12 protein-coding genes are annotated in these 12,941 nt (G+C 41.1%); 10 read left to right on the top strand and 2 right to left on the bottom strand.

Annotated features, from left to right (window positions below; all coding sequences use genetic code 11):
- Positions 1–399: 399 nt before the first annotated feature.
- The 4 genes from NQ782_RS14860 (at position 400) to NQ782_RS14845 (ending at position 2,772) form a co-directional block, all read left to right on the top strand.
- The gene (locus NQ782_RS14860) at positions 400–1,101 is read left to right on the top strand and encodes a DUF1003 domain-containing protein (RefSeq protein ID WP_000428563.1); all 702 of its coding nucleotides are present in this window, start codon (positions 400–402) and stop codon (positions 1,099–1,101) included.
- Between the two features lie 111 nt (positions 1,102–1,212).
- Complete coding sequence (locus NQ782_RS14855) at positions 1,213–1,878, top strand: RluA family pseudouridine synthase (protein ID WP_001130507.1); 666 nt, start codon at positions 1,213–1,215, stop codon at positions 1,876–1,878.
- 110 nt (positions 1,879–1,988) lie between these two features.
- Positions 1,989–2,363 carry a ribonuclease E inhibitor RraB gene (locus NQ782_RS14850; RefSeq protein ID WP_001078193.1) on the top strand — a complete coding sequence of 125 codons (375 nt, stop codon included), beginning with the start codon at positions 1,989–1,991 and terminating at the stop codon, positions 2,361–2,363.
- A gap of 28 nt (positions 2,364–2,391) precedes the next feature.
- On the top strand, positions 2,392–2,772 hold the full coding sequence (locus tag NQ782_RS14845; protein ID WP_032031009.1) for a nuclear transport factor 2 family protein: 381 nt from the start codon (positions 2,392–2,394) through the stop codon (positions 2,770–2,772).
- 44 nt (positions 2,773–2,816) lie between these two features.
- Here the strand turns inward: NQ782_RS14845 and NQ782_RS14840 are convergent, their stop codons facing one another.
- On the bottom strand, positions 2,817–4,907 hold the full coding sequence (locus NQ782_RS14840) for a TonB-dependent siderophore receptor (protein WP_057093667.1): 2,091 nt from the start codon (positions 4,905–4,907) through the stop codon (positions 2,817–2,819).
- Positions 4,908–4,982: 75 nt separating this feature from the next.
- Here NQ782_RS14840 and NQ782_RS14835 point away from each other — a divergent pair, with 75 nt between their 5' ends.
- Positions 4,983–6,128, top strand: a complete 1,146-nt coding sequence (locus NQ782_RS14835; RefSeq protein ID WP_000051114.1) for a DUF1624 domain-containing protein — start codon at positions 4,983–4,985, stop codon at positions 6,126–6,128.
- A 40-nt stretch (positions 6,129–6,168) separates the two neighbouring features.
- Here the strand turns inward: NQ782_RS14835 and NQ782_RS14830 are convergent, their stop codons facing one another.
- Positions 6,169–6,636: an Lrp/AsnC ligand binding domain-containing protein gene (locus tag NQ782_RS14830; protein WP_001247568.1), complete on the bottom strand. Its 468-nt coding sequence runs from the start codon at positions 6,634–6,636 to the stop codon at positions 6,169–6,171.
- A gap of 136 nt (positions 6,637–6,772) precedes the next feature.
- Here NQ782_RS14830 and NQ782_RS14825 point away from each other — a divergent pair, with 136 nt between their 5' ends.
- The 5 genes from NQ782_RS14825 to NQ782_RS14805 all read left to right on the top strand — a co-directional run bounded on the left by NQ782_RS14825 (position 6,773) and on the right by NQ782_RS14805 (position 12,935).
- On the top strand, positions 6,773–8,038 hold the full coding sequence (locus NQ782_RS14825) for a D-amino acid dehydrogenase (RefSeq protein WP_001263981.1): 1,266 nt from the start codon (positions 6,773–6,775) through the stop codon (positions 8,036–8,038).
- 20 nt (positions 8,039–8,058) lie between these two features.
- Positions 8,059–9,162, top strand: coding sequence for an alanine racemase (gene alr / locus NQ782_RS14820; protein ID WP_057093669.1), 1,104 nt, complete (start codon positions 8,059–8,061; stop codon positions 9,160–9,162).
- A 10-nt stretch (positions 9,163–9,172) separates the two neighbouring features.
- Entirely contained in the window at positions 9,173–9,532 is a 360-nt protein-coding gene (locus tag NQ782_RS14815; RefSeq protein WP_000071347.1) for a RidA family protein, read from the top strand.
- A gap of 162 nt (positions 9,533–9,694) precedes the next feature.
- Positions 9,695–11,134 carry an amino acid permease gene (locus tag NQ782_RS14810; RefSeq protein ID WP_000205436.1) on the top strand — a complete coding sequence of 480 codons (1,440 nt, stop codon included), beginning with the start codon at positions 9,695–9,697 and terminating at the stop codon, positions 11,132–11,134.
- 370 nt (positions 11,135–11,504) lie between these two features.
- Positions 11,505–12,935 carry an amino acid permease gene (locus NQ782_RS14805; RefSeq protein WP_000178999.1) on the top strand — a complete coding sequence of 477 codons (1,431 nt, stop codon included), beginning with the start codon at positions 11,505–11,507 and terminating at the stop codon, positions 12,933–12,935.
- Positions 12,936–12,941 lie beyond the last annotated feature (6 nt).

The following is a 12,941-nucleotide window of genomic DNA, read 5'->3' as shown; positions in this document are numbered from 1 at the left end:
AAGAGTAGCATGCACCGAAACGTATAACGTTAGTGTGTACTCACCCAAAAGGTCTCGATTCGGCTTAGGACGCTATAGATCAAAAGTTTATAGGCACAAAGTTATAACTTACAAAGTTATGATTGTTGAAGTAAACCATAGATGTTTTCCCTTGACACCCTAAAAAATTCTCAATAATAAAAATGATATTTTACAAGAATATAATTTATGAATAAGCCTAATCTTTCTGCGCTACTCCTGACATTTAAATCTCATTATATGAAGCCTGTGATTTCTGCCCACCGAAAAATAGTTTCAGCGACTTTACAGATTTTAGGTTAGAGCGCTATTTTTATTTACGATGCGATCAATCAAAATCGTTTATATACTAATTTTAAGATCAATTGCGAGCTGGATAATATGGAGAATAAAAATCAGTGTCGCCAATGCGCCGTATGTGGAAAGAGCTTTCCTTTAAAAGATTTAGTATCGGGTGAAGTCATCCGTAACGTGATTAGTGATGAAATTTTAAAAGACCATCCAGATTGGAGCTACTCAAGCTTTATTTGTCGGGCCGATCTGGCAGATTATCGAATTAAATATGTGCAGTCATTATTACGCTCGGAAAAGGGCGAGTTATCTAACCTAGAAAATGAAGTGATTGGCAGTATGCAACGGCATGAACTGATTAGCCGAAATACAGAGTCAGATTTTGATCAAAACTGGACGTTTGGAGAAAAACTGGCAGATAAAATCGCATCATTTGGTGGTAGCTGGGCTTTTCTTATTTGTTTTGCTTTATTTTTAACGGGGTGGATTGTTTTAAATACGGTTGTGATGGTGGTCCGTCCCGTCGACCCTTATCCTTTTATTTTGCTGAATTTAGTGTTGTCATGTTTAGCTGCAATTCAAGCACCTATTATTATGATGAGTCAAAACCGCCAAGAAGCAAAAGACCGTTTGCGTTCGCAACATGACTATCAAATTAATTTAAAAGCCGAGCTTGAGATTCGCCATTTACATGAAAAAATGGACCATCTTTTATCGCATCAGTGGGAAAGGCTTGCACATATTCAAGAAATTCAGCTCGATCTTTTAGCTGAAATGAATAAAAAACGATAAAGATTTTCCGAGTTTCACGTGGAACATAAGTAGGGCGCTATAGATTATTTTGCGGTAGGTCTGAAATTTCTTTATGATTTGCCGCCATGCTCCATTGCTGCTTCTACGACCATGCCTTTAAACGACAACTTTGTTTACGCTCCACCACAAGATCCGCTTTCAATTTTATTTGAAGATGACGATTTAATTGTGGTTGATAAACCTGCGGGTTTGTTGTCGGTCATGGGTCGGTTACCTGAACATCATGACAGTGCGTATTTAAGGGTATTGGAAAAGTTCCCTTTAGCAAAGGTTACGCACCGTTTAGATATGGCAACCTCAGGTTTACTTATGTTTGCCAAACATCGCGATGCAGAAGTTGCGGTAAGTAAAATGTTTCAGGCCAGAACAGTCAAAAAACATTATATTGCTTTGGTGCAAGGCCAAGTAAAACAAGAGGGCAGTGTTGAAGTTCCACTCATTACTGACTGGGAAAATCGCCCAAGACAAATTGTACATTTTGAATTAGGTAAACATGCTAAAACCTTGTTTCAACCATTGGTTTATGATGCAACAACAGATCAAAGTCGTGTGTTGCTGGAACCTGTGACAGGGCGTTCGCATCAGTTACGTGTACATATGATGCATATTGGGCATCCGATTATGGGGGACAAGTTATATCATCCTGAACCTAAACGGTTTCATTTGAATCGTATGGCTTTACACGCTGCATATCTTGCTTTTCAACACCCCTTGAAGGGAACAGATGTGGTGATTGAGTCACAAGTGCCTTTTTAAAAAATTAAAATTTGATGCAATTCGCAACTGAATACATATCCAAACTGCAATAAAAGTCGGTTATTCTTAATGCCGAATAATACAAATAGAGCAACAACAAGGACAATCTAATGAACCGCGATTACGAACAATTTCCAGATGATGATAACGGTAATGTACTTTGGCAAATGGTTGAAGACGGGGATGATTTAACCGAGCTTCATGAAATTGAATTTTCAATTGCATTTCAAGATCAGCAAAATGCAGAGCAATGCGCGATGCATTTACTCTATCAAGAGCAAAAAATTTCTCTTTTCCAAGATGATTCCGTTGAACCGAATGAATGGATCATTACCATCTTTGTTACGATGGAACCAGAGTATTCAGATATTGTTGATCTGGAGCAGTGGTTTTCGACAATCGCTGAGCAATTTAACGGCGAATATGATGGGTGGGGATGCATGGCTTATGTCTTCGACGAAGAAGAAGATGACATTTTACAGTAAAGCCTACATATAGCCGGGAGGTTCTACAATGAGCTTATCTCAAAAAGAAATTGCGGTACGTTTTTTAGAGCTTGCTGCCGCTGGCGAGGTCGATGAAGCCTACGGCAATTACACCGCCCCAAACTTTAAGCATCACAATCCTTATTATGCTGGTGATAAGATTTCTTTAAAGGAAGGGATGCGTGAAAGTGCAATTGAAACTCCAAACAAAGTTCTTGAAGTTCAGCATGTCATTGAAGATGGCGCTTTAGTTGCAGTACATTCGAAACTGGAAATGCAAATGAATAACAAGCTAACAATTTTAGCTGTGGTTCATATATGCCGTTTTGAAAATGGAAAAATTGCGGAGTTTTGGGATATTGGGCAAATACAGCCTGATCCACTCGTTAATGAAAATGGTATGTTTTAGTGAAAAGCCCGAAATCATTCGGGCTTTTTTATTTTATAGATAAATTAAAACTTCCACTGTGCCGAAATTGAGGCGTTCAATGGTTCGCCCGGTTGAACCCATAAATCGCTATAGCTTGAGACATAGTAGGTCTTATCAAATAGGTTATTTATATTCAGCTGATAGCGTAAGCGGTCAGATGGGGCATAGTAGCCATTTAAATTGACCAGCGTATAACTCGGTAAGTTAAAGCCATTATCAAGGTTATGTCCACTGCGCTCACCCACATAAGTGAGATTGGCACCTACACCTGCTTTTCTTGCACCGTCTTGTAGAAACTCATAATTGGTGCTTACGGAGCCTTGGTGTTTTGGAACATTGCTTAGACGAGCGCCTTTTGCCAAGTCTTGGTCTTTTTCAATTTGAGCATCGGTATAACTATAGTTGGCATTAACGAACCAGCGGTCATTGATCTGGCTATTTAAATCAAACTCAATCCCTTTACTACTCACTTCGCCTGCTGCGGTTTGAAAGTCTTTGTCGATTGGGTCTGTCGTTAGCACGTTCTGTTTTTTCATTTTAAACAGAGCGAGACTCAGCACACTTTGGTCGTTTATTTTATATTTGGTACCGACTTCATAGCTTTCGCCTTTTTCAGGAGCGAAGGTTTGTCCATTTCGGTTCATACCACTATTCATGGCAAATGAGCGACCATAGTTAGTATAAAACGCCCATTGCTCAGACGCTTTAAAATTTACTCCGAAACGTGGACTATTCTGGTGAAGTGTCTGGTTGTCTTCGGTCTGTTTTATATGATTTTTAAAGTCTTGTTCGACCTGATCAAAACGGTTACCGAGTAACACGCTCCACTGGTCATTGAAAAAGATCTGATCTTGTAGATTAAGTGCAAAGTAACGCTGGCGCTCTTTGGTGTCGGTAAACGGAGTAAGGTTCGGTAAATATTTGCCATATTCAGGTTGATAAATATCAATTGTGTTTGGTGAGTCTGTGCTGTGGTTGCGACGAAGCTGGTTTTGTTTATAGTCGAGTTGACCAAGCTCGGTTGAAAGTAAAATTTCATGACGAGCCCATGAGGTATCAATCTTGCCAAGTAACTCTGTCTGAGCCAGCACATCTTCACTTGTATAATCACGATAGCGGCGTTGGCGCTCTAGAGTGCGGCCATTGGCTTGCATACGACGAGGTTCGGTTGCAAAGCCGACCATTTGTGCATCTTTATAACTGACCGCACTGTTTAGTTTCCAGTTAGGGTTAAACTCGTGACTCAGACGTAATTGGTAAAAGTAATCTTTTATTTTCAGGTCGCCATCGTCAGGTTCACCTGTAAAGGTTTTCGGGTTCATCACAAACTGATGATTGACTGTGCTGACACCACGGTCAAAGGTTCCTTTGTGCTCTGTAAATTCACTGTCAAAGTCGAGTTGTGTTTGGTCTGAAATTTTCCATGTGAGCTGTGGTGAAAAGAACCAGCGTTCACTGCTAACATGATCACGAAAGCTTTGATTATCTTCGTGAGCCACTGCTAAACGATAGGCCAGTTCATCGTTAATAGGCGCGGTGTGTTCCAGACTTATGCGATATTGTTCTTGGGTATTGGCGCGTAGGTTAAGTTCACTTTCGCTTTCCCACTGTGGTTTTTTACTGTTGAGGTTCAGCAAACCTCCTGTTTCGCCGCGACCATATAGCGCCGCCATTGGTCCTTTTAAAAACTCTAAAGATTCAATATTCACTACATCTTTTGGAGCGCTAATTCCTCGGTTAACACTCAAACCGTTACGGATCATAGCCGCACCTAAATTGGGGTCGGTACTAAAGCCACGAAATGAGTAGTTATCCCAAAAACCACCACCAAAGCTATTTTGATGAAAAACCCCACTGACTAAAGTTAATGCATCATCAATCCGTTGCACGTCTTGCTGTTCCATTATTTGTTTAGAAAGATAAGCACGGTTAAAAGGGACATCTAAAACATCGTGAGTAAATTTAGTTGCCGAGCTATTTTGGCTCACATCTTCTCGAGTACTTTCGGCCTGAACACGTATGGTTTCAAGTACCGTTGACGTTTCCTCTCCCCAAGTGAGTGTCGATATAAATGATAGACCTAACGAAGACAACAATCCTAATTTGTGTCGCATAAATAATCAGCCATAAAAAGACAAAAGGAATTAAATGTAATAGTATAACGTTACATTATTTTGTTGATTACTGCTATGTCTTTAGAAAAGAATATTGAACGTTTACAGTCGATTGATGCATTGCGTGGTTTGGTGATCATCATTATGTTGCTCGACCATGTAAGAGAAACTTTCTATTTACATAAACAGGTTACCGATCCAATGGACGTAACAGTAACAGAACCGGCTTTATTTGGCAGTCGATTATTGGCCCATATTTGTGCTCCGGTTTTTGTACTTTTAACCGGTATTTCTGCTTTTTTATTTCAGTCAAAAAAACAAGATTTACAGCAAACACGTGCTTTTTTATTAAAGCGTGGCTTATTTTTGATTGTGTTAGAGCTTACCCTCGTGAATTTTGCATGGACGGCAACTTTTCCGCCTGAAGTCATTTATTTACAAGTGATCTGGGCGATTGGTATTAGCATGGTGGTGCTAGCTTGTTGTGTAAGTTTGCCTTTGCCTGTTCTTGCTGGTGTAGCGTTGGTGATTATTTTTGGACACAACTTATTAGATTCTGTGTATTTCTCACAAGGCATCCTACAGAATATATGGTTCGTTTTACATGAACGTGGCTGGCTTGAGTTTGCGGGTATCAAGCTTCGTACAAGTTACCCTGTTTTACCTTGGATTGGGGTGATTTTATTAGGCTACGTATTAGGTCAGTTCTTTAGTTCAAAATATTCAGCAAAGCAAAGAAGCCGCACTTTACTCAGTCTTGGTTTAGCAAGCGTCGGGTTATTTGTTTTACTCCGTTTTATCAATGTCTATGGCGACCAGCAGTGGCAACATTTTGAGTCATTACAACTGAGCCTCATGAGCTTTTTTAACCTCACCAAGTATCCACCGTCTTTATTGTTTATTTTGCTGAATGTTGGAATTGGTTTGCTTGTGCTCGTTGCTTTTGAACGTATGCAGCAGCACTCGTTTTTAAAACCATTGGTCGTGTTTGGCTCGGTGCCGATGTTCTTTTATTTATTGCATTTATATGTGCTGAAACTGATGTATGTGTTGGCACTCAGTGTGTGGGGAGCTAACTACGGAAACTATTTGTCGGTCAATCATGTGTGGATGTTGTGGCTAATTACGATTGTGCTGTCTTTTGCACTCTATCCAGCGGTGAAATGGTTCTCGAAATTTAAACATCAAAATAAACATATTTCGATTTTAAAATATTTCTAATTTTCAAAAGGTGAGTAAAGCGAGTTCAGTAATGCTCGCTTTACTTGCTCACATCGAGATATAGAGTTTCTTTCACTTCTTCCATGACGACATAACTGTGTGAAGATGCCGAAGCTGGGAGTTTCTTTAATAGATCTCCTAACAAGCGACGATATGCACTCATTTCTTTTAAACGCGCTTTTACAAGGTAGTCAAATTCACCTGAAATGAGGTGACATTCGAGCACTTCAGGAATCTCAACTAAGTCTCTAGCCACCTGATCAAATACATCGCCAGATTTGGCAGATAACTTAATTTCTAAAAAGACAAGCAGGTTACGGTCAACGTAGGCTGGGTTTAGGCGTGCGTAATAACCCATGATAATGCCATCGCGCTCAAGGCGCTTTACACGCTCTGAACAGGGGGTGGTAGAGAGATTGACTCTTGATGCCAATTCACTAATCGCAATTCGTCCTTCACGCTGCAAAATATCCAGAATCATGCGATCTATACGATCTAAGGGGCGCATAGATATTTCCTCTTTTTTTAAAATTCTCGCGAGAAAAACATAAATTTACCTAGATTATAGCCTGAAAAACAGTGAAATAAACTATTGAAGCAGAAATATACTAGTGAAATAAACTGGTGTGCGTGAGGGAATGGAAATGCGCGTAATTGTACTAGGTAGCGGCGTTATTGGAGTGGCAAGTGCCTATTATCTGGCTCGACAAGGAGCCGAGGTTACTGTTCTCGATCGCCAGTCAGGTCCTGCTGAAGAAACAAGTTTTGGTAATGCAGGTCAAATTTCGCCTGGGTATTCGACCCCTTGGGCAGCACCAGGAATTCCTTTTAAAGCTGTGAAATGGATGTTCCAACACCATGCACCGCTTGCGATTAATTTAGATGGCAGCATGTGGCAATTACAGTGGATGGCGCAAATGCTGAAAAACTGTAATCCGCAAAGTTATGCTGTGAACAAAGAACGTATGATGCGTGTGGCTGAATACAGCCGTGACTGCTTACGCGAACTTAGAAAAGACACGGGTATTCACTACGAAAACCGCGCTAAAGGTACGTTGCAGTTATTCCGTAAAGAAGCACAAATGGAAGCGGTTCAACGCGACATTAGCGTGCTTGAAGAATGCGGCGTAAGCTACGAATTATTAAATGGCAACGAGCTTGGTCGTGTAGAACCAGCTTTAGCAAATGCACAAGATAAACTCGTGGGTGGTTTACACTTACCAAATGATGAAACAGGCGACTGCTATTTATTTACCAATGCTTTAGCTCAAATTGCTAAAGAGCTAGGCGTTAACTTCCAGTTTAATCAGAACGTAGAAAAATTGATTGTCGAAGGCGATCAAATTAAAGGCGTACAGGTAAATGGCAAGGTTTTAACCGCAGATCGTTATGTTCTAGCCTTTGGTAGCTATTCACGTGATTTCTTGAAACCGCTTGATCTACAGTTACCTGTATATCCTGTAAAAGGTTACTCGTTGACGATTCCTATTGTTGACCCTGCTTTTGCTCCGCAATCTACAGTACTTGATGAAACCTACAAAATTGCGATTACTCGTTTTGATCAACGTATTCGCGTAGGTGGTATGGCTGAGCTAAGTGGTTTCAATTTAGGTCTAAACGAAGACCGCCGTGCAACCTTGCAAATGGTGACTCAAGACTTGTTCCCGGGTGGTGATATGGAACAAGCATCTTTCTGGACAGGTTTACGTCCAATGACACCAGACAGTACTCCAATTATTGGTGCGACTCGCTTTAAAAATCTGTTCTTGAATACAGGTCATGGCACTTTAGGTTGGACCATGGCGTGCGGTTCAGGAAAATTAATCAGTGACATCGTATTGAATCATAAGACTGATATCAGTACCGATGGCCTTTCAATTCAGCGTTATTCACACGCACATGCGGCTTAACGGACGTTAGGAAAGTAATCATGCCTCGTCCTATTACCGCAGTGATCCACCGTCAAGCCTTACAAAATAACTTGGCGGTGGTACGCAAAGCTATGCCAAATAGTAAGGTCTTTGCCGTTGTCAAAGCCAATGCTTATGGACATGGAATTGAACGTGTCTATGAAGCATTTAAAGCAGCAGATGGCTTTGCCTTACTGGATATTGAAGAAGCAAAACGAATTCGTGCTCTAGGCTGGACAGGCCCGATTTTATTGCTCGAAGGAGTTTTTTCTCCTCAAGATTTATTTGATTGTGTGCAGTATCAGCTTAGTTTCACCATTCATAGTGAAGCGCAAATTGAGTGGGTAGAACAGCATCCTTATCCTGCTCAATTTGATGTTTTCTTGAAAATGAACAGTGGTATGAACCGTCTTGGTTTTAAACCACAGCATTATGTGCAGGCTTGGGAACGTTTAAATAATTTGGTAAATGTCGCCAAGATTACCCACATGATGCATTTTTCGGATGCAGATGGCGATCGTTTCGGTCAGCAAGGTATTGATTATCAAATTACTGCCTTTGAAGAAATTGTGAAGGATTTACCGGGTGAAAGATCGGTAAGTAATAGTGCGGCAATTCTGCGTTATCAAGACCAGCTCAAATCAGATTATGTCCGTAGCGGCATCATGCTTTATGGCAGCTCGCCAGATTACCCAACCCATAGTATTGCGGATTGGGGCTTGCAGCCAACCATGAGCTTACGTAGTGAAATTATTTCCGTTCAGCATTTGGAGCCGAATGAAAGTGTAGGTTATGGCTCAAACTTTGTCGCAGAGCAACCCATGACGATTGGAATTGTGGCTTGCGGCTATGCCGATGGTTATCAACGTATTTCGCCAACAGGTACTCCAGTTTTAGTGGACTCAGTACGCACGCGTACAGTTGGCCGCGTCAGTATGGATATGTTGGCAGTCGATTTAACGGGTATTGAGAGTGCCAAAGTTGGTAGTGAAGTGGTGCTCTGGGGTCAGTCAAGTACAGGCGTCGTTCTATCTATTGACGATGTTGCAGTTTCATCCGGTACGGTGGGTTATGAACTGATGTGTGCCGTCACCGCCCGTGTTCAATTTATTAATCAGGTATAAGGAAATCCGAATGTCTAATTCAGATATACAAAAGATTAACACTAACGAAGTCATGAGCGCCGTGACTGTTTTTAACAAAGTGGTTTATTTGTCAGGTCAGGTGCCTAAAAATACCGAGCAAGATGTGGCAGGTCAAACCCGTGAAATTCTTGCAACAATTGATGAACTTTTGGCATTAGCCAATACCGATAAATCTCGCTTGCTCTCTGCGCAGCTCTATTTGAAAAATCTTTCTGACTTTTCAACTGTAAATGCAATTTGGGTTGACTGGTTAAAAGGGTGTGTTGCTCCATCGCGTGCCACAATTCAGGCCGATTTGGTCAATCCAGATTGGTTAATTGAAATTGCCGTGACGGCAGCACAAAAGTAATTCGGCTTTACTCCAAAAACGATGATGTATCTAACAGAAGGAAGATAGATACGGTTTAACCAGTCGTTTTTTGGTGAACAGATTCAGTGACCTATGGCATACGGTTCAATTTTCGCCATAGGTTGCTGATCTTAACAAAGGAATTCAAAAAGGAATTTTAATATGACAACGGCTCGTCATTCAGATACGGAAAATTCTCCCGATCATCTGCAACGAAAACTGTCTAACCGTCATTTACAACTGATTGCAATTGGCGGTGCAATTGGAACTGGCCTATTTATGGGCTCAGGTAAAACCATCTCCCTTGCAGGTCCTTCAATTCTCTTTATTTATATGATTATTGGAGGCATGTTCTTTTTCTTAATGCGTGCAATGGGTGAACTACTCCTTGCAAATCTGCATTACAAATCTTTTGTTGATATGGCTCATGACCTGATTGGTCCTTGGGCTGGTTACTATTTGGGTTGGACCTATTGGTTAGGTTGGGTGCTGGTCGGTATTGCGGACCTTTCAGCAGTCATTAACTATTTGAGCTTCTGGCTACCCGATGGTGCAAGCTTCTCACCAATACAGCAGGCCATGATTAGTGCAGGCTGTGTGTTGTTTGTGATGGGACTTAACCTCCTTACAGTACGTCTATTTGGTGAAATTGAATTCTGGTTTGCCCTTATTAAGATTCTGGCAATTATTGGCCTGATCGGCGTGGGTGGCTACATGATTTTCAGCCATTTCCAAGCTCCGCAAGGCGCTGTTGCCAGCATTAGTAATGTCTGGTCACATGGCGGTTTATTCCCGAAAGGTACAGAAGGCTTCTTGGCAGGATTCCAGATTGCCGTTTTTGCGTTTGTCGGGGTTGAGTTGGTTGGTACGACAGCTGCTGAAACGAAAGACCCGCAGAAGAACTTACCGAAAGCAATTAACGCGATTCCTGTACGTATTATTTTGTTCTATGTATTGGCGTTATTTATTGTGATGTCGGTAACACCGTGGGATCACATTCGTGCAGATAAAAGCCCGTTTGTTGAGTTATTCTTAAATGCGGGTATTCCGGTTTCTGCGATCATCATGAACTTGGTGGTGCTATCTTCGGTCATGTCTTCAATGAACAGCGGTGTGTTTTCAACCAGTCGTATGCTGTTCGGTTTATCAAAAGACGGTCAGGCACCGGGAGCATTTGGACGTTTATCAAAACGCGCAGTCCCATCAAATGGTTTGATTTTCTCTTGTACTTTCATTATGGGCGGGGCAGTGCTTCAGTACTTTGTTCCAAACACAATGGAGGCATTTACATTAGCAAGTTCACTCTGTGTGATTCTCTTCATTAGTGTGTGGAGTCTCATTATGGTGTGCTATTTACGCTATCGTAAATTACGTCCTGAATTACATGAAAAATCTACATTCAAAATGCCGGGCGGCATTTGGATGAGTTATGTTGTTTTGGCATTCATGCTTTTCACTTTGGTAATCTTGGCATTAGAGCCTGATACCTTAAAAGCGCTATATGTCAGTCCAGTATGGTTGATCATTTTAGGTGTGACTTATCATGTGCTGTATAAACCGCGCATGAAAAGACTAGGACGTGAACTCGTCAACGACCATTAAGTTTTATTAAAAAGCCAATCTAACATGATTGGCTTTTTTTATTTTCTTTAGGTTTTTTATCGGAATAATATTGTTTATTTTTGAGTCATCAGTGCAGTTTTGAAGGGGGTGGGAAAGCGACATTGAACAATATCGCATGCTACACTTCGGCTCATCTGGTGAATTGAGATTGGATAATTAAAATTGCCGTGAAGGCAGTACATAAATAATGCAATTTAAAAAAATAGGGATAAAAGATAGATCAATTAAGGAAAAAATATACTTGAACATCTTGTCCCGATGTATAGACTCAGCAACCCACGATATACGGTTCGTTTTCTCCCTATATGTTGCTGATTGAAATTAAGCAAATATAAAAAGGACTTCTAATATGACAATGGTTCATCATTCAGATGAGGCAAGTTCCCCTGATCATTTACAACGGAAATTAAGTAATCGCCATTTACAGCTCATTGCAATTGGCGGTGCAATCGGTACCGGTCTATTTATGGGCTCGGGCAAAACCATCTCCCTCGCAGGTCCTTCGATTCTCGTTATTTACATGTTAATTGGCGGTATGTTCTTTTTCCTTATGCGTGCATTAGGTGAATTACTACTTGCTAATTTACATTACAAGTCATTTGTTGATATGGCATATGACTTAATCGGCCCATGGGCTGGCTATTATATTGGCTGGACCTATTGGCTAGGCTGGGTATTGGTCGGTATTGCCGATCTATCAGCAGTTATTAATTATTTAAGTTTCTGGTTGCCCGAGGGTGCCAGTTTCTCACCAATGCAACAGGCCATGATTAGTGCGGGCTGTGTACTATTCGTTTTAGGACTTAATTTGCTTACGGTCAAGTTGTTTGGTGAAGTAGAATTCTGGTTCGCACTCATTAAGATTTTGGCAATTATTGGCTTAATTGGTGTGGGTGGCTACATGATTCTCACTCATTTCCAAGCTCCTCATGGTGACGTTGTCAGCATCAGTAATGTCTGGTCGCATGGTGGTCTGTTTCCAAAAGGTGTAAGTGGATTTTTAGCCGGATTCCAGATTGCAGTGTTTGCCTTTATTGGTGTTGAGTTGATTGGTACCACAGCGGCTGAAACGAAAGATCCGCAAACTAACTTACCAAAAGCAATTAACGCGATTCCGGTACGTATTATTCTGTTTTATGTGCTGGCACTTTTTGTCGTGATGTCAGTGACGCCTTGGAATCATATCCGTGCAGATAAAAGCCCGTTTGTTGAATTGTTCTTAAATGCAGGTATTCCGATTTCAGCAATTATCATGAACTTGGTTGTGCTGTCTTCGGTCATGTCTTCGATGAATAGTGGCGTGTTTTCAACGAGCCGTATGTTGTTTGGTTTATCAAAAGATGGTCAGGCACCGAGTGTCTTGGGACGTTTATCAAAACGTGCTGTACCGTCAAATGGCTTAATCTTCTCATGTATTTTCATTATGGGCGGAGCGGTGCTTCAGTACTTTGTTCCAAACACGATGGAAGCATTTACTTTGGCAAGCTCGCTCTGTGTGATTTTATTCATTAGCGTGTGGATTTTAATCATGGCGTGTTATTTACGTTATCGTAAAATTCGCCCAGAGTTACATGCAGCATCTACCTTCAAAATGCCGGGCGGTGTGTTGATGGCTTATGCCGTTATTGCATTCTTCTTGTTTACCTTGGTGATTTTGGCATTAGAGCCAGATACCTTAAAAGCGTTATACGTTAGCCCAGTATGGTTAGTAGTTTTAAGTGTGACCTATTATGCGTTCTATAAGCCGCGTATGAGAAAATTAGGTCAAGAAATCTTTTAATTAACC

The organism is Acinetobacter sp. BD54 (assembly GCF_044778325.1).
Lineage (GTDB): Bacteria > Pseudomonadota > Gammaproteobacteria > Pseudomonadales > Moraxellaceae > Acinetobacter > Acinetobacter baumannii.
Note: the sequence above shows the minus strand (reverse complement) of the source record. Positions and strands in the feature narration are given on the sequence as shown.